The 22,833-nt window shown below is 40.0% G+C and carries 25 protein-coding genes and 1 pseudogene; 8 read left to right on the top strand and 18 right to left on the bottom strand.

What is annotated here, in order from left to right; translation table 11 throughout:
• Positions 1-39: 39 nt before the first annotated feature.
• Complete coding sequence (locus ACRWQN_RS09760; RefSeq protein ID WP_434937476.1) at positions 40-492, bottom strand: YaiI/YqxD family protein; 453 nt, start codon at positions 490-492, stop codon at positions 40-42.
• A 12-nt stretch (positions 493-504) separates the two neighbouring features.
• Complete coding sequence (gene pdxH / locus ACRWQN_RS09755) at positions 505-1,146, bottom strand: pyridoxamine 5'-phosphate oxidase (RefSeq protein ID WP_434937474.1); 642 nt, start codon at positions 1,144-1,146, stop codon at positions 505-507.
• 203 nt (positions 1,147-1,349) lie between these two features.
• Between pdxH and ACRWQN_RS09750 the strand changes: the two genes are divergently transcribed.
• Positions 1,350-1,484 (top strand): hypothetical protein, encoded by a 135-nt coding sequence (locus ACRWQN_RS09750; RefSeq protein WP_434937473.1) that lies wholly within the window; start codon positions 1,350-1,352, stop codon positions 1,482-1,484.
• Between the two features lie 45 nt (positions 1,485-1,529).
• Here the strand turns inward: ACRWQN_RS09750 and ACRWQN_RS09745 are convergent, their stop codons facing one another.
• The gene (locus ACRWQN_RS09745) at positions 1,530-2,390 is read right to left on the bottom strand and encodes an adenosylmethionine decarboxylase (RefSeq protein WP_434937471.1); all 861 of its coding nucleotides are present in this window, start codon (positions 2,388-2,390) and stop codon (positions 1,530-1,532) included.
• 177 nt (positions 2,391-2,567) lie between these two features.
• Complete coding sequence (gene speA / locus ACRWQN_RS09740) at positions 2,568-4,478, bottom strand: biosynthetic arginine decarboxylase (RefSeq protein ID WP_434925935.1); 1,911 nt, start codon at positions 4,476-4,478, stop codon at positions 2,568-2,570.
• A 597-nt stretch (positions 4,479-5,075) separates the two neighbouring features.
• Between speA and ACRWQN_RS09735 the strand changes: the two genes are divergently transcribed.
• The 4 genes from ACRWQN_RS09735 (at position 5,076) to ACRWQN_RS09720 (ending at position 8,485) form a co-directional block, all read left to right on the top strand.
• Positions 5,076-5,906, top strand: coding sequence for a CvfB family protein (locus ACRWQN_RS09735; protein WP_434925934.1), 831 nt, complete (start codon positions 5,076-5,078; stop codon positions 5,904-5,906).
• Between the two features lie 114 nt (positions 5,907-6,020).
• Positions 6,021-6,671: a YceH family protein gene (locus tag ACRWQN_RS09730; protein WP_434925933.1), complete on the top strand. Its 651-nt coding sequence runs from the start codon at positions 6,021-6,023 to the stop codon at positions 6,669-6,671.
• 57 nt (positions 6,672-6,728) lie between these two features.
• The gene (locus tag ACRWQN_RS09725; protein WP_434937469.1) at positions 6,729-7,568 is read left to right on the top strand and encodes an ABC transporter permease; all 840 of its coding nucleotides are present in this window, start codon (positions 6,729-6,731) and stop codon (positions 7,566-7,568) included.
• Complete coding sequence (locus ACRWQN_RS09720) at positions 7,565-8,485, top strand: ABC transporter ATP-binding protein (RefSeq protein ID WP_434937468.1); 921 nt, start codon at positions 7,565-7,567, stop codon at positions 8,483-8,485. Before ACRWQN_RS09725 ends, ACRWQN_RS09720 begins: the two co-directional genes overlap by 4 nt.
• 245 nt (positions 8,486-8,730) lie before the next feature.
• Here ACRWQN_RS09720 and ACRWQN_RS09715 read toward each other — a convergent pair whose 3' ends face one another.
• From ACRWQN_RS09715 to ACRWQN_RS09705, 3 genes are all read right to left on the bottom strand, one after another.
• Positions 8,731-8,937 (bottom strand): cold-shock protein, encoded by a 207-nt coding sequence (locus ACRWQN_RS09715; RefSeq protein WP_226410119.1) that lies wholly within the window; start codon positions 8,935-8,937, stop codon positions 8,731-8,733.
• A gap of 253 nt (positions 8,938-9,190) precedes the next feature.
• Positions 9,191-10,021, bottom strand: coding sequence for a 23S rRNA (guanine(745)-N(1))-methyltransferase (gene rlmA, locus ACRWQN_RS09710; RefSeq protein WP_434925930.1), 831 nt, complete (start codon positions 10,019-10,021; stop codon positions 9,191-9,193).
• 20 nt (positions 10,022-10,041) lie between these two features.
• On the bottom strand, positions 10,042-10,848 hold the full coding sequence (locus ACRWQN_RS09705) for a hypothetical protein (RefSeq protein ID WP_434937466.1): 807 nt from the start codon (positions 10,846-10,848) through the stop codon (positions 10,042-10,044).
• Positions 10,849-11,008: 160 nt separating this feature from the next.
• On the opposite strand from ACRWQN_RS09705, the gene sbcB reads away from it, so the two are divergent.
• Together sbcB and cdd are read left to right on the top strand one after the other, a co-directional pair.
• Complete coding sequence (gene sbcB, locus ACRWQN_RS09700; RefSeq protein ID WP_434937464.1) at positions 11,009-12,424, top strand: exodeoxyribonuclease I; 1,416 nt, start codon at positions 11,009-11,011, stop codon at positions 12,422-12,424.
• A gap of 65 nt (positions 12,425-12,489) precedes the next feature.
• A complete protein-coding gene (cdd, locus tag ACRWQN_RS09695) occupies positions 12,490-13,386 on the top strand; it encodes a cytidine deaminase (RefSeq protein ID WP_434929916.1) in 897 nt (298 codons plus the stop codon).
• Positions 13,387-13,454: 68 nt separating this feature from the next.
• Here the strand turns inward: cdd and ACRWQN_RS09690 are convergent, their stop codons facing one another.
• From ACRWQN_RS09690 to yceD, 10 genes and pseudogenes are all read right to left on the bottom strand, one after another.
• Positions 13,455-14,327, bottom strand: coding sequence for an NAD(P)-dependent oxidoreductase (locus ACRWQN_RS09690; RefSeq protein ID WP_434925926.1), 873 nt, complete (start codon positions 14,325-14,327; stop codon positions 13,455-13,457).
• 25 nt (positions 14,328-14,352) lie between these two features.
• The gene (locus ACRWQN_RS09685; RefSeq protein WP_226410177.1) at positions 14,353-14,841 is read right to left on the bottom strand and encodes an acyl-CoA thioesterase; all 489 of its coding nucleotides are present in this window, start codon (positions 14,839-14,841) and stop codon (positions 14,353-14,355) included.
• Positions 14,842-14,984: 143 nt separating this feature from the next.
• Positions 14,985-16,223: a beta-ketoacyl-ACP synthase II gene (gene fabF, locus ACRWQN_RS09680; RefSeq protein ID WP_434937462.1), complete on the bottom strand. Its 1,239-nt coding sequence runs from the start codon at positions 16,221-16,223 to the stop codon at positions 14,985-14,987.
• A 197-nt stretch (positions 16,224-16,420) separates the two neighbouring features.
• Positions 16,421-16,654, bottom strand: coding sequence for an acyl carrier protein (gene acpP, locus ACRWQN_RS09675; RefSeq protein ID WP_011496723.1), 234 nt, complete (start codon positions 16,652-16,654; stop codon positions 16,421-16,423).
• A 163-nt stretch (positions 16,655-16,817) separates the two neighbouring features.
• Positions 16,818-17,564, bottom strand: coding sequence for a 3-oxoacyl-ACP reductase FabG (gene fabG / locus ACRWQN_RS09670; RefSeq protein WP_235085327.1), 747 nt, complete (start codon positions 17,562-17,564; stop codon positions 16,818-16,820).
• Between the two features lie 9 nt (positions 17,565-17,573).
• Positions 17,574-18,500 carry an ACP S-malonyltransferase gene (gene fabD, locus ACRWQN_RS09665; RefSeq protein ID WP_434937460.1) on the bottom strand — a complete coding sequence of 309 codons (927 nt, stop codon included), beginning with the start codon at positions 18,498-18,500 and terminating at the stop codon, positions 17,574-17,576.
• Positions 18,501-18,529: 29 nt separating this feature from the next.
• On the bottom strand, positions 18,530-19,489 hold the full coding sequence (locus ACRWQN_RS09660; RefSeq protein WP_434925923.1) for a beta-ketoacyl-ACP synthase III: 960 nt from the start codon (positions 19,487-19,489) through the stop codon (positions 18,530-18,532).
• 9 nt (positions 19,490-19,498) lie between these two features.
• Positions 19,499-20,528: pseudogene (gene plsX, locus ACRWQN_RS09655) on the bottom strand (phosphate acyltransferase PlsX).
• A gap of 15 nt (positions 20,529-20,543) precedes the next feature.
• Positions 20,544-20,714, bottom strand: a complete 171-nt coding sequence (gene rpmF / locus ACRWQN_RS09650; protein WP_226410183.1) for a 50S ribosomal protein L32 — start codon at positions 20,712-20,714, stop codon at positions 20,544-20,546.
• Positions 20,715-20,732: 18 nt separating this feature from the next.
• A complete protein-coding gene (gene yceD / locus ACRWQN_RS09645) occupies positions 20,733-21,257 on the bottom strand; it encodes a 23S rRNA accumulation protein YceD (protein ID WP_434925921.1) in 525 nt (174 codons plus the stop codon).
• A 234-nt stretch (positions 21,258-21,491) separates the two neighbouring features.
• On the opposite strand from yceD, the gene ACRWQN_RS09640 reads away from it, so the two are divergent.
• Positions 21,492-22,106: a Maf family protein gene (locus tag ACRWQN_RS09640; protein ID WP_434937458.1), complete on the top strand. Its 615-nt coding sequence runs from the start codon at positions 21,492-21,494 to the stop codon at positions 22,104-22,106.
• A 58-nt stretch (positions 22,107-22,164) separates the two neighbouring features.
• On the opposite strand, the gene ACRWQN_RS09635 is transcribed toward ACRWQN_RS09640, so the two are convergent.
• Positions 22,165-22,812 carry an HAD-IA family hydrolase gene (locus ACRWQN_RS09635; protein WP_434937457.1) on the bottom strand — a complete coding sequence of 216 codons (648 nt, stop codon included), beginning with the start codon at positions 22,810-22,812 and terminating at the stop codon, positions 22,165-22,167.
• Positions 22,813-22,833: the final 21 nt, after the last annotated feature.

Raw genomic sequence — 22,833 nt, 5'->3', positions numbered from 1 at the left:
TAAAATCCTTTTGCGAGTTTATAACACAATAAGTATAGATCAGCGTTGTTTAACTAACCATTTATCCAACGATTGAGCAAATGCATGCTTATCTGTTTGTGAAAAAGTATTAGGGCCTTGGGTATGCACACCACTGCTGCGCATTTCCTCCATAAAATCACGCATAGTGACTGTTTGCTTGATATTTTCAGTTGTATAGACATTGCCTCTAGGGTTAATAGCTAAAGCACCTTTTTCAATTGCATCTGAAGCAAGCGGGATGTCGGCTGTGATCACTAAATCACCTTGTTTAAGTTGCTCGACAATATAATTATCTGCTTCATCAAAGCCAGAGCTGACTCGGATCATCTTAATGAAAGGAGATATTGGTATTTTAATCATCTGATTCGCTACCAAGACAATGTTAATCGATTTACGCTCGGCGGCTCTAAACAGCATCTCTTTTACTGGATTAGGACATGCATCGGCGTCCACCCAAATCTTAGCTTGCATAGCTCGTCCTCATTAAGGTGCTAAACGATCAATTTGCCATATTGACTCAGGCAATTGACTGTAAATAAACCTATCATGCAATCTATGCTCTCCACCTTGCCAAAACTCGATACTTTGTGGACGCACTAAGTATCCTCCCCAAAACTTAGGTAACGGGACTTCGCCTTGAGCGAATTTAGCCTTCATTTCAGTAAACTTACCTTCTAAAACTTGGCGAGCAGAAATTTTACTCGACTGTTTAGATACCCAAGCAGCGATTTGGCTGTCCTTAGGTCGGCTCATAAAGTATTTAGCGACTTCAATCATGGATAATGGCTCAGCTTGACCAATAACCGCAACTTGTCGCTCTAAAGGATGCCAAGGAAATAATAAGCTTATCTTATTATTGGTTGATAATTGCTCTGCTTTGCGACTGGCCAGATTAGTAAAAAATATAAATCCATTATCATCAAATTTTTTAAGCAATACGATGCGCTGAAAAGGCTGGCCATTTTCATCAACGGTAGCAACACACATAGCGGTAGGATCGGTTAAATTGGCATTTTTGGCCTGTGAGAGCCACTTTTCAAATAAATCCATCGGATTTATCGGTAAATCAGCGCGGCGTAATCCACCTTGAGTATACTCCCGACGAATATCACTTAAATCGCTCATACCTTCCCCTTATAGGATAAAACCTACTTCATGCAGGCTTGTATCAAAAAAATTGGTTAACTAAACTTATGGCTTAAGCCCAAACATGTGGTATTTAAAGACTAAGCGTAGCAGTTGCCAAGTAATAGATATCCAATGATTCTTAACATGGTGCAACTGCAGCCGAATCTAGACTAACTATATTCATTCGATGTAGACCGTAAATGACTTTCATCGCTTTATCGCTGGTTATTCAACTGGACACTGAAGGTACTGGCACTGTCAAAACATTCAATATCAAACGAGGTATACAGCGGTACACTGGCGCACTTAAATCAGCATTTAGACATATGGAATAATAAGGCTTGCTACGAAAATGGCAATACACTCTCCAAATTGCTAACTTACAAAAACTCAGGGCTCAATAATTCAGCACAAGTCTGCTGATAGTGGCTGAAAATCACATTATAACCTTGCTTAATTGGATATGAGCAATGCCCTACACATATATTTTTAGGTTCTATTGCCGCGGCTATCTCGGTATTGAATCCTATAGTATCCCAACTTCTTGGCTTCAATATTGCTAACAGGGTTGACGCTATATAAGATTGATGTTGTTCAAGGTCTACATTAGTTTCTAAACTGACGTACGAGCTTTGCTCTTGTGGCGTAATATGTACTGTGTAATAAAAATTATCTTTAATGCCGTTGATTGAAAAACCAAGCGGAGTAAACACATGTGCATCGTACTCAAAGTCTGCAAAAAGCTCATCTAGCAATAACAGTTTATATATCTCAGCTACTGTTTGCTGCTCAGTACATAAATAGTCTGCCACTGGTCCACTAATGTGGTACATCAATAATTCGCAGGTTTTATCCTGTGACATAATTTGGCAACTTTTATCACTGCTAAATAAAAAGTGATGATGATTATCTAAATGACCGACTCGAAAAGCGGTGCCAGGAACCCGAAGCCTTAAGGTATCAATGTCATCTATAAACGTGCTGGTCTGTAAATGAGCTAAATATTCATTTTTACGTTGATAGCTAATGAATGTCAGCTTATCTTCAGTCACTTTATCAATTAACGCACTCACTGAATCGATTAATGTCGATAAACCACACGTTAGCATTACCACCCGATGGTCCCACACGAACAAACTGGACTCACTGAGCAAGTAGGCATCACATTGATCATTGTTAATATGTGACAGGATATCTGCCTTGGCTAAACTGACAATATGTTCCCAGAAAGATAACGGCAAGGCACGAAGTGAACCGAAACTCGGATCAACGCATAACGCTACTTTTTTTCTGAACCTTCAAAAAACATATTAATCACACATAACTCAATTGATTGAAAATAAATAAAGGCTTAGTCATTATTCATAACTAAGCCTTTTCTTCAATGATTTACTGATTAAGATTTACATAAATTAATCTTAAAAATCTTCAAGATAAGTGTAACCGTCTAGACCAGCTTGAAGCTCTTCAAGAGTACTTACACGCTCATCAGGTGCAATATGCTGTTCTACTAACTCTTCAAATGTACGCATAAATGCATTGGCATCTAGGTTTACATAACGTAATACATCAGCAACTGTGTCACCTTGTAGTACTGATTCGATGTTAGTCAATCCGTTTTCATCTAAACGAATAACTGCAGAGTTAGTATCACCAAATAAGTTGTGCATATCACCAAGAATTTCTTGGTATGCACCCACCATAAAGAAGCCGATTAAGTACGGACTTTCCGCACTCCATGCTGGCACAGGCAATGTAGTTTCAATCCCTTGACCATCAACGTATTGATCAACAATGCCATCTGAGTCACAGGTAATATCCAGCATAACCGCACGGCGCTCTGGTGCTTTATCAAGGCCAGATAAAGGCAGCACAGGGAATACTTGATCGATACCCCAAGCATCCGGTAATGATTGGAATAAAGAGAAATTAACAAAGAACTTGTCAGCTAATTTTTCATTCAATTCATCAATCACTGGGCGATGATAGCGGTTATTATTACTTAATAAGCCCTTTACTTCGTGACAGACGCGTAAATGAGCTTGTTCAGCCCAAGCACGATGCGCCAAAGTAAACTGACCAGCAGCGAATAACGAATGTGCTTCAGCAATGTCGCTTTGGGTATCATGATAAATCTCAATGATGGCGCGTTGATCTTGACCACCACTGATTTCTTCCCATGATTGCCACATATTGTGTAACAACTGAGGGTCATCTTCGTTAGGCGCAACAATCACTTCTGGCATGTAAGCTTCTGTGCCAATAACATCTGTGATCAATACTGCATGATGCGCGGTTAAATGGCGGCCAGACTCTGAAATAATACGCGGCATTGGCTGCTCGTATTCATTACACAAATCAGTTAATACGTTAACAATGTTGTTAGCATATTCATTTAAACCATAATTCATTGAGTTGTTGCTTTGGCTTCTTGTGCCATCATAATCGACAGCTAAGCCACCGCCGACGTCAAAACAATCAATTTTGGCGCCTAATTCGCGCAGTTCACAATAAAAACGACCCGCTTCACCCACACCTTGGCGAATATCACGAATATTGGCAATTTGCGATCCTAAATGGAAATGCAACAGCTGTAATGAATCAAGCATATCAGCGGTTTTTAATTGCTCGAGTACTTTAAGAACTTGCGCAGCAGACAAACCAAACTTTGACTTTTCGCCGCCGCTAGCTTGCCATTTGCCTTTGCCCTGGAATGCTAAGCGCACTCGTAGACCTAAACGAGGTGTCACACCTAATAACTTGGCTTGCTCTAGTACCATAAGCAGTTCAGACATCTTTTCTAGCACGATGTAAACTTTATGGCCCAACTTTTCACCAATAAGTGCTAAACGCACATATTCTTTATCTTTATAGCCATTACAAACGATCACAGAACTGGCTTTTTGAGCCATTGCCAATACAGCCATTAACTCAGGCTTACTACCGGCTTCTAAACCTAGCTGTGGAACTTCTTTTGATTTTTGGCTCGCTAAAATTTCTTCAACAACTGTTTGCTGTTGATTAACTTTAATCGGGTAAACTAATAAATAATCATTTTGATATTCGTATTTTTGAATAGCATCATTGAATGCCTCACATAAGCTCTCTACACGATGGTGTAGAATTTGAGGGAAACGAACCAGCACAGGCAATGACACACCCTCTTTAACCAAATCTTTGGCTAAAGTACTTAATGCAACTTTATGATCGGGTTGACTTGGGTTAGGTGATACAGTCACTTCCCCATCTTCACGAATACCATAGAAGCCGTGACTCCAATGAGTGACATTATAGCCCGCACGAGCATCTTCAATTGACCAATCAGACATAATTATTTTCCGTATTTCCCCTACCACATCAAAATCACATTCTGACGTAATATGGCTTGTGAATAAAATCATCATAACGTTAGCACATTATGAGATGTATAGTAGATGATAAGCTTTCTCTTTGTCGGCTAAATTATAGTTATTTAGTGACACTGTTAGCATCTATACGTACTTTATTTGCCGCTTTACTGCCTAGCGCATATCAATTCTAGGGCGACAATACAAACGCTTGTCTAAGTTTACTAAACGCATAAATGAATACTTATGATCCATAACCGCATAAATACTTAAGTCTATTTTTACAAGGCCATAAAGACTTATCAGTCAGTGTGTTAAACCTTAAAACTTGAGCCTTTAAAAGCGGCGCAATTAAACCGCGCATTGTGCTTCAATGCAAGTAGAATAAGCTTTGGTATTAATAAAAAGCCTAGATTCCTTTTGTCTTTACAGATGAATTTCGACCCAATACGGTGTAATACTATTATCGGCTCACTCTTAATCTAAAATCACTCATAATTTTAAAAAACGTGTATACTAATGGCCTTTGAATATTTGCAATATTCACCTATTATTTTGCCCCAACAGATAGAGATTCACATGATACAAATCGGAAAAAGCTATTCACTCGAAGTCGTTAAAGAAGTCAGTTTTGGTATATATGTTAATGCCCTCGAACTTGGCCAAGTGTTAGTTCCGAAAAAGTTTGTTCCTAAAACATATGAAATAGGTCAAAACATTGATGTTTTTTTATACCTAGACTCTGAAGATAAAGTGATTGCAACCACACAAAAACCTTTCGCACAGATAGGTGAGTTTGCCTATTTAAAGGTTGCTGCTCTTAGCGAGTATGGCGCATTTTTAGATTGGGGTCTGGATAAAGATCTTTTCTTACCCTTTGGCGAACAGCACAAAACCATCGAAGAAGGCCGTTCATATTTAGTGTACGTCCATGCCAATAAGGCCGACGAACGCATAGTTGCATCATCTAAAGTTGATAAGTTTTTAGATAAAACTCCAGCAGATTATGAAGTTGGCGAGCAAGTAAACTTGATTATCGGTGGTTCAACCGACTTAGGCTTTAAAGCGATTATCAATAATAAGCATTGGGGCGTTATTTATGAAAATGAAGTTTTTCAAAAATTACGTTTTGGCCAAACACTCACTGGCTTTATTAAAACATTACGCAGTGATGGCAAAATTGACCTAGTGCTTCAGAAAGGTTCTCAACAGGAACTGGATAAACAAGCGATTCAAATTATGAATAAACTTGCTAAAGCAGATGGTTTTTTACCTTTACATGACAAAACAGATGCCGACGTTATTTATGCACAATTGGCTATGAGTAAGAAAGCCTTTAAAAGATCCATTGGTGGATTATTCAAAGGTGGACAAATTACTATCGAGAAAGACGGTATCCGTCTGGTTTAATAGATAAATTGATTTTATTGTACACTAGATAAACGATTACATTGATATCGTTGTTAAAACAAGCATGAGGATGCTATAACATCTTCATGCTTTTTTATTTAAGGAACACCATCAATGGAATTAAATACACTAGAAGCCAGAGTGATTGGCTGTTTGATGGAAAAAGAAATAACCACTCCCGATCAGTATCCCTTATCTCTTAACTCAATCACTTTAGCGTGTAACCAAAAAAGTAGCCGTGAACCTGTGATGTCTTTAACTGAATCTGAAGTACAGATTATCATTGATGGTTTGACTAAAAAGCGATTGCTCAGTGAACAATCGGGGGTTGGCAGTAGAGTCATTAAATATAAACACCGTTTTTGTAATACAGAATTTAGCGATTTAAAGCTCAACTCAGCCGAATACGCCTTAGTGTGTGTTTTACTGTTAAGAGGGGCTCAGACACCTGGTGAATTAAAAACACGCACTAATCGTTTACATGAATTCTCAGATGTTACCCAAGTAGAATCTATTTTGCTCGAGCGAGCAAAACAAGATAAACCTTTTATTGCACAACTGGCTAGAGAAGCGGGTAAACGAGATTGCCGTTACATTGAATTATTCAGTACCTCGGTAGATGATTACCAAGCCAATAGTATTGCGAATTTAGAGGTCTCAGCACAAGCGCAGCAAAACTCTCTACAAGATAATAAAATAGCTGAATTAGAACAACGAATTGAGGTATTAGAGACAGCATTCGCAAAATTATTATCACAGTCTTAGCAAGCTCACTTGCTTAATCGTATTTTAATTTCGGGCGTTAATCACTAAAGGATCTTTATGAATAACCCAGCAATATCATCTCCATCAGCCCTTTCCCATATCTGGCTGCTTGCTTGTTTCGAACTGACAAAGCGTTTCAGTAGCCGCAGTGGCATAATTGCATTAATCGCCTTTATCATGGTGTGGAGTATTATTTTAATTTACCCTGTTAAAGAAGCCGCTAGCATTATTATGCAACCCAGCTTTAAGGAATTTATGGCGGCGGTATTTGGCCCTACTACACTTGACAAATTGTTTAATTGGAAGGTTGCAGAGTTTGCTGTCTTTTGGGTTGCAGCGCTATATTTGTTCCCATTATTTAGTATTTTTATCTCGGCAGACCAATTTAGCTCAGATAAACAGCGGGGGACTTTACGCTTTATCAGTTTAAGAGTTAGCCGTAACAGCTTATTTTTAGGGCGATTTATAGGTCAAGTATTGATTCAATCATTACTTATTGTACTGACGTTAATCGTCGCTATTGCGTTAATTATGAGCAGAGACAGTAGCTTACTTTTTCCTGCAATCAACACAGCTTTGATTATTTTTGCCAGTGTATTGATTGTTGTATTACCTTACATTGCCATGATGGCGCTATTGTCTATTATTGCCAATAGTGCACGTCAGGCAAGTATCTTCGCTGTTATTTTATGGATTATTGTCTCACTGGTAATTACCTTAATTAATGTTCAATTGCCAGGTTTTGACGTTGTCAGTTATTTACTGCCGGGTTCGCAATTATCTGACATGGTCAATACCAAAGGTTTAGCTGCATTTGCCTACACTCCCATTCCATTGTTACAAACTGTGGCCATATTAATCATAGGCCGCATTGTTATGCAAAGGAGCGCATTATGAATCTAATACACTGCAAGCAGCTCAGTAAAAGCTATAACGGTAAGCCAGCCTTAGATAAGGTTGATATATCATTGGTTGCCGGTGCCCCCATTGCCCTCGTAGGCCCTAATGGGGCAGGGAAAACAACTCTTTTTAGTATTTTGTGTGGTTATATTAAACCCAGTGCAGGGGAAGTCACTATTTTGGGCGAGCCCGTTGGTAGCCCTAAATTACAAGGCCTGCTTTCTGCATTACCACAAGATGCGCAACTAGACCCGGACAGTTCTATTTTTAGTCAACTAAAATTATTTGCTGAACTTCAGGGGATGAAAGGTAAAGCAGCAAAGCAAGAAGCTATGCGCGTCTTAGAGTTGGTAGATTTAGTTAATGTGGCTAAAGCAAAACCGAAAAGCTTAAGTCATGGTATGAGTAAACGGGTTTCGATTGCCCAGGCTTTAATCGGCTCGCCTAAATTGGTGTTACTAGATGAACCAACTGCCGGCCTTGATCCAGCTAATGCTAAGAAAATTCGTGAAATTGTTAGAGACCAATCTGAACGTACCACGTTTGTGATTAGCTCACACAATTTGGATGAATTAGAGAAATTGTGTGATCAGGTAATTTATTTAGAAAGAGGCCAGCTTAAACAGTCATTATCGATACATACGGCGCAAGATGTTGATTACCTAACATTAATTATGAAAAAGGCTGATATGGCGGCGGTGCATCATGCTCTACTTGGGTTAACTGCTATCACTAAAGTCAGTCAAAGTGCTAATAATCAATTTATTATTGAATACCCCACTCAATCTAATTTCACCTTAGAACAACAACTGTTCAGTTTATTAGCTCAACATCAATGGCAATATAAGTCGATTATGAAGGGACGTACATTAGAAGACACCTTGTTCTCTTCTGAGTTTCAACACGCAACCTAGAAGCTGTTTTTGTGGACATAGTTTGATTCTGTCTAGTACGAACAAAAAAGCCGGATAACTGTTCAGTTAACCGGCTTTTTATATATCTGAATTTATAAGTTATCATTTCAATTGATGCAAAAAATTTATCATATTGGGATAAATTATACTTACGATGATATTTATTTTTTCCTAAAAAAAAGCAAAAAAAACTGCGGCAAATGCCACAGCTTTAAGTCCATTTCACCTAAGTGAAATATTATAGCTTAAACTAAAGAAACGTTTTCAGCTTGAGGACCTTTCTGACCTTGGGTCACAGTGAAAGAAACTTTTTGACCTTCGTCTAAAGTTTTGAAACCGTCTGAGTTGATTGCACGGAAGTGAACGAATACGTCTGGACCAGACTCTTGCTCGATAAATCCGAAACCTTTGTCAGAGTTGAACCACTTAACAACACCAGTAACTTGAGACATGATATAAATCCTGTAAATATAAAATAAAGCCTAAACGGCGGTAACGCTGGAAAATGCCGGTATTACTTATGTTAACAGGACGAAACTGGTCGTATTGAAACACAAAAAATAAGTCCAACCTTCAAGCTATGTAAACTATAAACCATTTTAAGAATAAGTCAACAGGCATGATAACCATGGCTTAATTAATTACTACATAACTTAATTCTGTTTATCTAAATTCATCAATAAGTTATTGGTGTATTTACTCTGTTTACACTGCTACACTATGACGCTTATGTACTTCGATTTTAAAATCTAATTCACAGTTAAGCCCTTCCTCTGCCATCTGTTGCTTTTGACTTAAGGATAACTTCCAGGCATAAGGTGTCATATTGAGTAAATGTTCAATATCACTTTCATCTGTTAATGACAGCATGTACTCAAGACTATGCTGACCAAGATAGTCAAAACCTTGCAATACTAATGACTCTTGTGGATGGAGTCTGGGTTTTTCATAAATTTTTTGTTTGATAGCAAAGTGATGTTTTGGCCCAGGAGAGACAGTAATTAGTATCCCTTCAGGTTTGATGACTCGTTGTAGCTCTTCTACTTTAGATGGCGCATAAATGCGAATAGCTAAATCAAAACTATTTTCAATAAATGGCATTTCAAATACACTCGCCACACAAAAGTGCATGTCTGGATATTTTTTGGCGGCATATTTAATTGCAATTTTAGAAATATCTAATCCCCATAATTGGCAATCACTTTGTGTCTGATAAAGTTGATTAATTAAACGATGGCTGTAATACCCCTCCCCGCAGCCAATATCTAAAATGGTTTTTGCCAGTGGCTGGTACTCACTCGCTAACTGATTCACTTTATCACTGAGCGCTTGATAATGTCCTTTATTCAAAAACTCACGTCTAGCCAACATCATTTCTTTATTGTCGCCAGGATCTTTCGATTTCTTTTTTTGTACTGGTAACAAATTCACATAGCCTTCTTTAGCCGTGTCAAATTGATGATTGTTTGTACAATACCAGGTTTTCGTTTGATTTTGAGCTAAAGGAAGCTGACAAATAGGACAGATATACGACATCAATAATTCTTAATAAGTTGTTAGTTTTCATCATCTGATAGTTGATTAACTAATTCAGTGACATCAAAAGGAGCCAGTATGTTATAGCATTCTAGTTTTTGCTGTAGCTTTTCGATATCTAATGAAGCTTCATTTGCAGCCCTAGATAAACTAGGACGCTCTAAAGACTGATGATAAGTACGTAAAAGCCATTGACGTTTATTTTGCAATAAATGATCTAGTTTTAACAGTTCAGTCGACACACCTGGGTGAATTTTTCCGGATTCACCACGCATATAACCTGCAATATCACGCCTAACCTGCTCCAATTCACTAATGTGTAGAGCAAGTGCTGCCGTAGATTCACTGTGCTTAGGTTTTTGCCCTAAAATAGTTTTAGCAACAACCAACACTTGTGGCTCGCATAATAATCGTAAGTCATGCTCTAGTGGGATTAATTCAAACTTACCCTGCTCAACAGTACTAAAAAACATCTTACCGTCAGCTTGAATGATGATCTCAATACCTGCTTTCAACTGTTCAATACATACCCTAGGGGCTACGGCCATTCTAGAGTAGAGCCTAACACCTTGGCCAATCAGGCGATTGACATCATATTGTTCAGCAATACAATGCGTTGGTTGATAGTCAATATTCACAAATGCTTGCTGGCGAACAATTAACGTAGCCTCAACACCTGCTACTTGGCTCACTATCATTTCGAATAATGGGTTAGTTAAAGAAGCCAAAACCAGTAAATCATCAATATTGTCCAATAAACGAACCGTAATCAGAGTTGGATGGTCTATTTGAATCACATTGGGATGACTAAAAATATGCTGGTGCATTCAAAAAATCCTTTTTACATTATGATTTGCGAATGTTATCGGCTGACATCGTATTATCTGCATATTAAACTAGCAATCATTCAATTGATAAATCAACAAGCACTTAACCTAACCAGAATTAATGCTAAGATAATAAAATCACTTAGCAAGAAACTTCATTATGGCTGATGCAATACAACCCACTTTATTTTGGCACGATTATGAAACATTCGGGGCAAATCCAGCCAAAGACCGCCCTTGTCAGTTTGCCGGGATCCGCACGGATCTTGAATTAAATATTATCGGCGAGCCAGAAACCTTTTATTGCCAGCTTGCGCCCGATTATTTACCTTCGCCAGAAGCGATATTAATCACCGGAATAACGCCACAACTGGCTAATGGTAAGGGTATGCCTGAAGCTGAGTTCATGAAGCGTATTAATGAATTATTCAGCCAACCTAATACCTGTGTTGTCGGCTACAATTCCTTACGCTTTGATGACGAAGTCAGCCGTTATGGTTTTTATCGTAACTTTATCGACCCATACGCACGGGAATGGCAACAGGGGAATTCACGCTGGGACTTAATTGATCTCGTTCGAGCCTGTTATGCGTTTCGTCCTGATGGCATTAGTTGGCCAACAAAGGAAGATGGCTCTCCTAGCTTCAAATTAGAGCAATTAACTGTTGCCAATGGCTTAAGCCATGAAAAAGCCCATGATGCCATGTCTGATGTATACGCAACTATCGCTATGGCTAAGCTAATAAAACAACAGCAGCCTAAATTATATGACTATTATTTTAAATTACGCCGAAAACAAGCTGTAAGTGATCAAATTGATGTTTTAAAAATGCAGCCTTTGGTGCATGTGAGTTCTAAAATTAGCGCACTCAATGGCTGCACCACATTAATTGCCCCAGTGACTTTTCATCCGACCAATAAAAATGCGGTTATTTGTATCAATTTATCCATGGATATTTCACCTTTATTGACATTAACGGCTGAAGAAATTCAAGCTAGAATGTATACTTCACGCGAAGATTTAGCACCAGGTGAACTGCCTATCCCTATTAAGCAAATTCACATTAATAAATGTCCGTTTATTGGCTCAGCTAAGTTATTAGATGATGATGTAGCACTGCGGTTAAATGTGGATAAAGCCTTCGCCCGAGAGCAATATAAACGCCTAAAACAATCAAGCGATATTCGTGAGAAATTAAATGCTGTATTTGAAATAGAATCAGATAGGCCAGCGATAACCAATCCTGACTTAATGCTCTACAGTGGCGGCTTTTTCAGTCATGCTGATAAAACCAAAATAGACATAGTAAGCCATACTCAACCGCAGAATTTAGCCGCATTGGAATTACAGTTTGATGACCCTCGTATTAATACCATGCTATTTCGTTATCGAGCTCGTAATTACCCACATACATTAAGCCACCTAGAAAGCCTTAAGTGGCGTGAATACTGCCAAGAGCAGTTAATGAATGCCGATTATGTGATGCGTCTCGAAAACTTAGTTGAAGAAACCAGCGACAATGAACACAAACAAAAGCTATTAAAAGCCCTGTATCAATACTTACAATCACTTTAGTTTATTCATTTTAGTCATAAGCTTAAGCCCAAATATGACGTTTTTTATTTTAAGGATAAGGGAAAATGCAAAATCGATTTATAGATGGTATCAATCAACTGCCAAAGCCACTTGCAACAGCTTTAGTGCCATTATTAAGTGATGATTTCGGTGGTCATATTAATGCCATTCAATTATCAAATTTAATGACCACAAGCCAATTAAATGAACAAGATCTTTTAATGGCTTTGTTACCCATAGCAGCAGCACTAGCAAGTCCAAGCCTTAGCCAGTTTTATGTTGGCGCAATTGTAAAAGGCAGTAGTGGTGATATTTATATGGGAGCCAACCTTGAGTTACCTGGAGAAGCACTGTTTCACACTGTTCATGCTGAGCAAAGTGCTATAAGCCATGCATGGCTGTGTGGCGAAACACATATAATGGACATAGTTGTTAATTTCAGCCCTTGTGGTCATTGCCGTCAATTCATCAACGAACTTGTTGATGGCAGTAAAATCAATATTCACTTACCGGGTCAAGCAACTGCGCCATTGAGCCATTACTTACCGTATGCATTTGGGCCTAAAGACTTAAATGTGACCCGCCCATTACTGTCAAAAAGCCATATTGAGTTTGCTTTAGAGTCAAATGACCCTGTCATTATCGAAGCGTTAGATCAAGTAGGGTTAAGTTATGCCCCTTATACTCATTGTCATGCTGCAGTTGTGTTAGAAACCCATGACGGCGCTACTTTTTGTGGACGATATGCTGAAAATGCGGCGTTTAATCCCTCTATGCAGCCAATGCAGATGGCACTATCAAACTTGATAAGACACAATCGAGACTATAGCGAGATTAAACGTGCGATATTAATTGAGTCATCTAAAGGCATGATAAGCCTTGTTGGCGCGGCTATGGATGCCTTACATACTGTCGCGGCAGTGGAATTAGAACATATTGTAGTAGAGCCAACTGATATCTAGTAGACACCTATATTTTAAAAAAGGACTGCATCATAGCAGTCCTTTTTATTTGTATATGAAATAGATGCTTAACGATTCTTCTCTAGACGTGCTAACAAGCTTGAAGTGTCCCAGCGATTACCCTTCATTGCTTGAACGTCAGCGTAGAATTGATCAACCAGTGCAGTTACAGGCAAAGTCGATCCATTACGTCGAGCTTCATCAAGTGCTATACCTAAATCTTTACGCATCCAGTCAATAGCAAACCCGAAGTTATACTCGCCTTGCCACATGGTTTTATAGCGATTCTCCATTTGCCAGCTTTGTGCGGCTCCCTGGCTAATAACTTCAATCACCTTCAAACCATCAAGACCAGCACTTTTGGCAAAGTGTAATCCTTCTGCCAAACCTTGAACCACACCTGCGATACAAATTTGATTGACCATTTTAGTTAGTTGTCCTGAACCAACCGGCCCTAATAACTCAGCACAGCGACTATAAGCAGCAATAACAGGTTTAACGGCATCAAAAGTAGCCTGTTCGCCACCCATCATGACAGTAAGCATGCCTTTTTCGGCCCCTGCTTGACCGCCTGAAATAGGTGCATCTAAGAAGGCAATGTCTTTGGCAGCTAACACTGCAAAAATTTCACGGGCAACGTCAGCGGATGCTGTCGTGTGGTCAACTAAAATAGTGCCAGCATGCATACCATGAATAGCACCCTGCTCACCTAAAACAACCTGACGTAAATCATCGTCATTACCCACACAGGTAAAGACAATATCCTGACCCATTGAAGCAGCTTTAGGTGTCGGAGCTGATTTACCTTGGTAAGTTTGGGTCCATAAATCTGATTTAGCCTGTGTACGATTGTACACAGTCACCTCATGCCCCTGGCTCACTAAATGACCTGCCATGGGAAACCCCATCACACCTAAACCTAAAAATGCAACCTTAGCCATAACTTCTCCGATATGTAATTAATATTTACTCAACGATTGGTTTTACGTGGGCTTCCATCTCAGCACCAATGCGTTTACGCATGTCCATTAACCGTAATGCTGAATCGCGTAAACGAATGTCATCCTCGGTCTTGGGGATCCACTCAGGTACATCTGTCGGTTTACCAGCATCATCAACCGCAACCATAATCACAATGCAATGGGTTGTTAAATGACGTTCTGAATATTTTGGGTCACCCGCTTTAACATCAATCGCCACATGCATAGATGTTGTTCCAGTGTAGATAATTTTACCAGTCACTTCGACTATGTTACCCACATGAATAGGTTTAACAAAACGAATACCACCGGCGTATACAGTAATACAATACTTTCCGCTCCAACCTGCAGCAGATGCGTAAGCGGCTAAATCGATCCACTTCATTACCGCACCGCCATGAACTTTGCCGCCAAAATTCACATCTGCAGGCTCAGCTAAAAAACGTAATGTCAGCTGTCTGTCTATACCGGCCATATATTTAATCCTCTAAAATGTATTTTGTCAGTTTACGCTAAATAAACTAGGCAAAGGAATGGTTAATTAGCCATATTAAGATTTATCATACAAAAAAGGGAAGACATCATCTTCCCTTTATATAAATACCATTCGCAAGTGAATTAGATTTTCTTGAATAACAGTGACGCGTTGGTGCCACCAAATCCAAATGAGTTACATAAAGCGTAATCAAATTGATGTTTACGTGAGGTATGGGCAACAAAATCTAAATCACAACCCTCATCAGGATTATCAAGATTGATTGTTGGTGGGATATGTTGATCTTGTAAAGCCAGCAAGGTAATAATCGCTTCAACTGACCCCGCAGCCCCTAATAAATGACCCGTCATTGATTTAGTGGAGCTGACGAGCAAATCATAGGCATGTGCACCAAATACCGACTTAACCGCCGCAGCTTCAGCTTTATCGCCGGCTGGTGTCGAAGTGCCGTGAGCATTAATATAACCAATCGACTCTTTAGTAATGCCAGCATCATTAATCGCATTAACCATTGCCGCAGCGGCACCCGCACCATCTGCTGGAGGAGATGTCATGTGAAACGCATCTCCGCTCATGCCAAAGCCGACTAATTCGCCGTAAATTTTTGCACCACGAGCCTTGGCGTGTTCATACTCTTCCATCACTAACACACCGGCACCATCACCAATAACAAAACCATCACGGTCTTTATCCCATGGGCGACTGGCGGCTTGATAGTCATCGTTACGAGTGGATAGCGCTTTAGCAGAACCAAAACCGGCAACAGCTAACGGGCTAGTAACATCTTCAGCTCCGCCTGCAACCATCACATCAGCATCACCATAAGCAATAGTACGCGCTGCAAAACCAATATTATGAACACCTGTTGTACAAGCAGTGGTGACGGCAAAATTAGGACCTGTCATGCCATACATAATTGATAAATGGCCTGAAATCATATTAATAATAGTACTAGGCACATAAAATGGTGAAACTTTACGGGGACCACCTTTAAGTAAAGCGCTATGATTTTGCTCTATTAAATGCATTCCGCCCATACCAGAACCTATTGCGGTGCCTACACGCTCTGGTCGCTCTAGGCTCATGTCTAAGCCAGAGTCCTTCATGGCTTGAATTCCTGCCGCCATGCCGTATTGGATAAATAGATCCATTTTACGGGCATCTTTTTTAGTTAAATATTGTTCAACATCAAAGTTTTTAACTGAGCCACTAAAGCGAGTACTGAATTCTGTAGCATCAAATTTAGTAATAGGCTCAATACCACTTTGACCAGCAAGTAACGCTTTCCAGGATGATTCGACATCATTACCCACTGGAGTCACTAATCCTAGACCTGTAATAACAACACGACGTTTAGACATGATTTTCACCTTTTATTCTGAATGTACAATGCCAATGAGTCTAGCAACGGCGATTAACCGGAAGGAGAAATATAAAGAGAGGTTAACCTACTAGAACAGGCGTTTTATATGAATAGCTATGACTGCTTACTTTTTCTTAGAGTGCCAGAAACAAAAAAAGACGACAATAAATGCCGCCTTTCTCTGTGAATTTTGGATTACTGATTCTTAGAAACGTAATCGATCGCTGCTTGAACAGTAGTGATCTTTTCAGCTTCTTCATCAGGGATCTCGGTATCAAACTCTTCTTCTAGAGCCATAACCAATTCAACTGTGTCCAGAGAATCGGCACCTAAATCGTCCACGAAAGAAGCAGCAGATTTAACGTCTTCTTCTTTAACACCTAGTTGCTCAATAATGATTTTCTTTACACGTTCTTCGATGTTGCTCATTAGTTCTCTTTCCTATTCAAATTACGCACTTGCGTAAGATTGCGAGTAGTTTATTCGATTTAGATAACATTGCAAGCTTAGATTTTGTGGTCTAACCACAAAAAATAAATATACCCTGCTTCTAACTCTGACTCAAATGAAGGTAGTTTCCTACCAATCGTCCTTAAACCATGTACATTCCGCCATTCACATGCAGTGTTTCACCTGTGATGTAAGCGGCTGAATCTGAGGCCAAAAACAATACTGCATTGGCAATTTCTTGCGCTTGCCCTAAACGTTCCATCGGAACTTGCGACATAATAGCCTGTTGCTGCTCTGGTGTCAGCTCATCTGTCATATCAGTCTGAATAAATCCAGGTGAAACAGCATTAACTGTTATTTGACGAGATGCAACCTCCCTTGCAAGAGATTTAGTAAATCCTATTAAACCGGCTTTAGCGGCAGAGTAATTGACTTGGCCAGCATTACCCATAGTACCAACAACAGATCCGATACTGATGATACGCCCAAAACGCTTTTTCATCATAGATCGCATCACAGGCTTAGACAATTTAAATAATGAAGTTAAATTAGTGTCAATGATATCTTGCCACTCATCGTCTTTCATTCTCATTAATAAATTATCACGTGTAATACCTGCATTATTCACGAGAATATCAACATCGCCAGCTTTTTCTTTAATTTGGCTATATAATTGTGCAACAGATTCGCTATCTGTGACATTAAGCACAAGACCTAAACCTTTGTCGCCAAGATACTCTTGAATCGCTGCAGCGCCTTTCTCACTGGTTGCTGTACCAATGACAACCGCGCCAGCTTGTACCAATGTTTCTGCAATTGCACGTCCAATACCACGACTAGCACCAGTGACAAGTGCCACTTTACCTTCTAAATTAAAGCTAATACTCATTATTATTCCTTACTCAGTTAATGCAGCAAATGATGCAACATCATTGACTGCTTGGGCTGAAACAGATTTATTAATTCTTTTTGTCAAACCAGTTAATACTTTACCCGGTCCCATTTCAACTAATTCAGTGACACCTTTTTCAGCAATATAATTCACGGTATCGCTCCAACGAACCGGGCAATATAACTGGCGTACTAAAGCATCTTTTATTTCTTCGCTGAGTGTAGGCATAGCCACATCAACGTTATTAATGACATTAATTATCGGGGTTGAAAATGAAATATCAGCTAAGGCCTGAGCTAGTTTATCAGCAGCAGGCTTCATCAGGGCACAATGAGATGGCACGCTTACTGGCAATGCTACAGCCATTTTAGCGCCAGCCGCTTTACACGCAGCAGCGGCACGTTCAACAGCGTTTTTCTCTCCGGCTATAACGACCTGTCCTGGGCTGTTGTAGTTAACAGGACTAACAACATCGCCTTGTGCAGAGGCTTCACATGCGGTTGCAATTGCAGCATCGTCTAAACCAATAATGGCGAACATAGCACCGGTTCCTGCGGGAACGGCTTGTTGCATTAATTGACCACGAAGTTCAACTAACTTAACCGCGTCTGTAAATTGCATTACACCTGCACACACAAGAGCTGAATATTCACCTAAACTGTGACCGGCAAGATAAGCTGGCATGGCTTTACCGCTAGCTTGATAAGCACGCCAAATAGCCACGCTTGCTGTAAGTAATGCTGGCTGGGTTTTATCGGTTTCATTTAATGATTCTACTGGTCCGTCTTTTACAAGTGCCCATAAATCATAGCCAAGTACCTGTGAAGCCTCGGCAAATGTTTGTGCAACCACATCATGCTCTTGGGCTAAGTCAGCTAACATACCGACAGCTTGTGAGCCTTGACCCGGAAATACAAAAGCCACATTTTCCATTGTTAATTACCTGTATTAAATTAAAGAAATTAGAAGCGAACTAACGCACTGCCCCAAGCAAATCCTGCCCCGAAGGCTTCTAAAAGTAATAATTGACCACGTTGAATTCGACCATCTCGTACCGCTTCATCTAGTGCAATCGGTACAGATGCAGCTGAAGTGTTACCATGCCTTGCTAAAGTTAAGACAACTTTATCTAAACTCATATTCAATTTTTTAGCGGTCGCATTAATAATTCTAAAATTAGCTTGATGTGGGACTAACCAATCAATTTCGGATTTGTCGATATTATTAATCCGCAAGGTTTCTGTGACAACATTTGACAGTTGAGTGACGGCTACTTTAAATACATCGTTGCCCTTCATGGTCATATAACCGACCGCTTCTGAGGATTCATTCGCGCGTGGAGGGAATGAGCATTTTAATAAATCCCCCTGGCTGCCATCTGCATATATATGGGTATTAATAATACCTGGAGTATCACTGGCACCAATCACGACAGCACCGGCACCATCACCGAATAAAATGACCGTTGAACGATCATCAGGTCCACACATGCGCGATAATACATCTGCGCCAATAACTAACACCTTTTTAGCCGCGCCGGTTTTGACAAATTGGTCTGCTACAGATAATGCGTAAACAAAGCCTGAACACGCGGCAGCAATATCAAAAGCAGGGATTTGTTTAACACCTAACATGGCTTGTATTTCACAAGCTGCCGCAGGAAAAGCATTAGGGGCACTCGTGGTACCACACACAATCATGTCAAGATCAGTTGCTTCGATACCCGCCATCTCAAGCGCTTTAAGTGCAGCTTGATACCCCATAGTCGACACTGATTCATCAGTGGCTGCTATGCGACGTTCTGAAATACCTGTTCGATCCATAATCCATTGATCACTGGTGTCGACCATTTTTTCTAAATCTTGATTACTGCGCACTTGCACAGGCAGATAACTGCCTGTTCCGAGAATTTTTGTATGCATATGATGTGATCAGCTATTGATGTCTAAAAGAATCGACTCCAAACGATCATTGATCATTTCAGGAAGACGACGTTTCGCTTCAGTTGCTGCTAAATTAATGGCTTGTAGATAGGCAGCTTCATCAGCGTTTCCATGACTCTTTACTACTATTCCGCGCAATCCTATCAGACTTGCACCGTTATAGTGGTCGGGGTTCATCTTACTGAGTACAGCTTGTATGCGTGGCGCGATGAGTTTGGACAATAAACGAACAAATATGCCGCTATTTAAACCACGTTTTAACTGGTGAACTAAAAGCTTGGCAATACCTTCTGAGGTTTTTAAAGTAATATTGCCGACAAAACCGCCGCACACTATTACATCTAAATTACCAGTGTAGATTTCATCACCTTCGAGCGAAACCAACATAATTGAGTTGATCTGTGTGTTGCAGAAGACGTCCAGCTTGTTGTACTTGATCGTTACCTTTAATCTCTTCAATGCCGACATTTAATAAAGCGACTTTAGGCCGAGATTTTTTATGTACCGCTTCGCACAAGACTGACCCCATAACAGCAAACTGAAATAAGGTTTCTGAATCACATGCGACATTAGCACCTAAGTCTAACAAATAAACAGGCTTGCCCGTCACTGTCGGTAAACATGAAACTAAAGCTGGTCGGTCGATACCTGGTAGCGTTTTCAATAGCACTTTTGCCATTGCCATTAACGCGCCAGTATTGCCGGCACTAATACAAGCTTCAGCTTTTCCATCCCTGACTTGTTCTAGGGCAACGCGCATTGAGCTATTTTTACGAGTACGTAAAGCATGTACAGGCCGATCATCCATAGCCACTACTTCTGTAGTATGAATTCGTTCAATTCGAGATAAAATAGTGGGGTCAACTGATGAAAGAAATGGTTCGATTTCAGCTTGGTTGCCGATAAGGATAATATGAATAGAGGAATTAGATTTCAGTGCCTGCAAGGCTGCAGGCACTGTGACGTGGGGACCATGATCGCCGCCCATCGCATCTAACGCGAGCGTCAGATTCGTCATTAAGTCGTCAACAAATTACTTGTTGATAACCTTTACACCGCGGTAAAAACCATCGGCAGTCACATTGTGACGTAGATGTAATTCACCGCTAGTTGCGTCTACAGATAATTGAGCAGTGCTCAATGAATCATGTGAACGGCGCATTCCGCGCTTTGAACGAGATTTTTTATTCTGTTGTACAGCCATTTGACTTGTCTCCTACGATTACTTGCTCTTCAGTTTTTGTAACACTGCAAACGGATTTGGACGCTCCTCATGAGCGGGGTCGATCTCGCCTACAACTATATCTTTCGATCCCAAACTGCAATCAGTATCTTCATGCACTGGGATAATCGGCATAGCGACTATCAATTCATCTTCAATCAATTGATGCAGACGTACTTCACCAATATCATTACACTCAATTGGGTCATACGCATCCGGGAGCTCATCGATTTCTGTTTCATTCTTACAAGGACTGAAACAAAACTCGACCGTAACCTCAGTAGTATATTGTGTCATGCAACGTTGACATAGCAGAGTGAGCTCCGTCACAGCCTTCCCGCGAAGGTAGACTATCCCCTGTAAGTCGACACCACATTCCAACGACACAACTACGTCGGAACAGTCGCCGGCACATAACTCATTTAATCGCTTATTCTGCTTACTAGGAACTATGCCATCATAACGAAGACTGCTACTAGCGGCGCGAAAAGGATCAATTGAAACCGGTATCTTTACTGTTTGCATAAGGCGCGCATATTATAGTTTGAAAACGTTAGAGTCAAAGAAAATTTCTGCAAAATGCACTAAAATATACCCTAAGGTATATTCAAGCTCTCTATCACTACCAACATTAAATTTGAATGATGGCAAATTTTACCGAACAGTCCCTGCATACACAAGCATTTGCAGCGATATTTACCGCATATTAACGATTAATGGTAAACTTTGTGCTATCAAAGACTGATTAGATAAAAAATCATGCCTATAAAGTTAATTTTAGCCTCGACATCCGTTTACCGTCAGCAACTATTATCTAAATTAAATTATCCATTTACTACTATTAACCCCAATATTGATGAATCACCACTAATAGATGAAACAGCAATACAGTTGGTTGAGCGTCTAGCACAGCAAAAAGCATTGGCGGGTAGTGCATTAATCGCTGCGGACACATCATCACAACACAATAACCATAACAATATCGTTATTGGCTCTGATCAAGTGGCACTTATAAATGGTGACATAGTGGGTAAACCCTACACGGTTGAAAATGCGATTAAACAGCTCACAAAAGCTTCAGGCCAAGCCATTACCTTTTATACTGGTCTAGCAGTTTATAGCACTGAGACCAAAGTAATGCACAGTTGTATAGAAAAATTTACAGTTCACTTCAGACAGCTAACAGAGGCACAAATTGGTTTTTACGTTAAGACTGAACAGCCGCTGTATTGTGCGGGTAGCTTTAAAAGTGAGGGATTAGGCATTGCACTGTTTGACAAGCTTGAAGGCGATGATCCCAATACACTTATCGGCTTACCACTCATAAAGCTTATTGATTTATTAGCATTGCAAGGTATTGATGTATTGGCATAGCAACCTCACCCACTAGAGCAGATTTATTTACCTTTAATTTAATGCCTAACACATTAGATTAAAGGTAATAGACTAATTCAGCGACATTATCGACAATGGCTAACGGGTTAGCGGCTTGCAGTTGTTCAACCAAATTAGCACCGTAACTCACCCCAATAGCTGCAACGCCAGCATTATTGGCCATATGCAAATCATGAACCGAATCCCCAATCATCACAGCTCGATGGGCGGGCACATTAAAATGTGCAAGCAGAGAATCAATCATCATAGGATCAGGTTTACTTTTCATTTCGTCAGCACAACGACTAGCAGCAAAATAATGCCCCATACCACTGAGCGCTAATACCCTGTCCAAGCCCGGGCGGCCTTTACCTGTAGCAATAGCTAATGTGTAACCATGGGTAAAAAGCTGGTTTAATAAAAGTTCACTACCCTCGAATAATGGGCTAACTGTATTAGCTGATAAGAAATGGTGTCTATAACGACTAACAATATCTTCATGCAGATGAACTAAATCAGTGAATAAAATATTGAGTATTTTGGGTAATGAAAGGCCTATCAAGTCACGAATAGCACGTTCACTTGGTACCTCTATACTAAGATCATGAGCCGCGGCTTGCATGCAGCTCACAATGGCCCCGATGGAATCCATTAAGGTGCCATCCCAATCAAAAATCACTAAGTCAAATTTATTCTGCAATGTCATATCATTCACTTTTTCAGTCAT

Origin of the sequence: Shewanella sp. HL-SH8 (genome assembly GCF_051165765.1) — a bacterium.
In the GTDB taxonomy this organism is placed as follows: Bacteria; Pseudomonadota; Gammaproteobacteria; order Enterobacterales; family Shewanellaceae; genus Shewanella; species Shewanella glacialimarina.
The sequence above is the reverse complement of the archived record's forward strand: the minus strand, read 5'-3'. Positions and strand labels throughout refer to the sequence as shown.

Coding starts and splice junctions, on each gene's coding strand:
- ACRWQN_RS09735 (WP_434925934.1), top strand. CDS start 5,076: ATGATACAAATCGGAAAAAGCTATTCACTCGAAGTCGTTAAAGAAGTC.
- ACRWQN_RS09720 (WP_434937468.1), top strand. CDS start 7,565: ATGAATCTAATACACTGCAAGCAGCTCAGTAAAAGCTATAACGGTAAG.
- ACRWQN_RS09660 (WP_434925923.1), bottom strand. CDS start 19,489: ATGCATACAAAAATTCTCGGAACAGGCAGTTATCTGCCTGTGCAAGTG.
- ACRWQN_RS09760 (WP_434937476.1), bottom strand. CDS start 492: ATGCAAGCTAAGATTTGGGTGGACGCCGATGCATGTCCTAATCCAGTA.
- fabF (WP_434937462.1), bottom strand. CDS start 16,223: ATGTCTAAACGTCGTGTTGTTATTACAGGTCTAGGATTAGTGACTCCA.
- ACRWQN_RS09685 (WP_226410177.1), bottom strand. CDS start 14,841: ATGGCCGGTATAGACAGACAGCTGACATTACGTTTTTTAGCTGAGCCT.
- ACRWQN_RS09640 (WP_434937458.1), top strand. CDS start 21,492: ATGCCTATAAAGTTAATTTTAGCCTCGACATCCGTTTACCGTCAGCAA.
- ACRWQN_RS09705 (WP_434937466.1), bottom strand. CDS start 10,848: ATGCACCAGCATATTTTTAGTCATCCCAATGTGATTCAAATAGACCAT.
- rpmF (WP_226410183.1), bottom strand. CDS start 20,714: ATGGCTGTACAACAGAATAAAAAATCTCGTTCAAAGCGCGGAATGCGC.
- ACRWQN_RS09715 (WP_226410119.1), bottom strand. CDS start 8,937: ATGTCTCAAGTTACTGGTGTTGTTAAGTGGTTCAACTCTGACAAAGGT.
- fabD (WP_434937460.1), bottom strand. CDS start 18,500: ATGGAAAATGTGGCTTTTGTATTTCCGGGTCAAGGCTCACAAGCTGTC.
- fabG (WP_235085327.1), bottom strand. CDS start 17,564: ATGAGTATTAGCTTTAATTTAGAAGGTAAAGTGGCACTTGTCACTGGT.
- cdd (WP_434929916.1), top strand. CDS start 12,490: ATGCAAAATCGATTTATAGATGGTATCAATCAACTGCCAAAGCCACTT.
- rlmA (WP_434925930.1), bottom strand. CDS start 10,021: ATGTCGTATATCTGTCCTATTTGTCAGCTTCCTTTAGCTCAAAATCAA.
- ACRWQN_RS09725 (WP_434937469.1), top strand. CDS start 6,729: ATGAATAACCCAGCAATATCATCTCCATCAGCCCTTTCCCATATCTGG.
- acpP (WP_011496723.1), bottom strand. CDS start 16,654: ATGAGCAACATCGAAGAACGTGTAAAGAAAATCATTATTGAGCAACTA.
- yceD (WP_434925921.1), bottom strand. CDS start 21,257: ATGCAAACAGTAAAGATACCGGTTTCAATTGATCCTTTTCGCGCCGCT.
- ACRWQN_RS09635 (WP_434937457.1), bottom strand. CDS start 22,812: ATGACATTGCAGAATAAATTTGACTTAGTGATTTTTGATTGGGATGGC.
- ACRWQN_RS09690 (WP_434925926.1), bottom strand. CDS start 14,327: ATGGCTAAGGTTGCATTTTTAGGTTTAGGTGTGATGGGGTTTCCCATG.
- pdxH (WP_434937474.1), bottom strand. CDS start 1,146: ATGAGCGATTTAAGTGATATTCGTCGGGAGTATACTCAAGGTGGATTA.
- ACRWQN_RS09730 (WP_434925933.1), top strand. CDS start 6,021: ATGGAATTAAATACACTAGAAGCCAGAGTGATTGGCTGTTTGATGGAA.
- ACRWQN_RS09750 (WP_434937473.1), top strand. CDS start 1,350: ATGACTTTCATCGCTTTATCGCTGGTTATTCAACTGGACACTGAAGGT.
- sbcB (WP_434937464.1), top strand. CDS start 11,009: ATGGCTGATGCAATACAACCCACTTTATTTTGGCACGATTATGAAACA.
- speA (WP_434925935.1), bottom strand. CDS start 4,478: ATGTCTGATTGGTCAATTGAAGATGCTCGTGCGGGCTATAATGTCACT.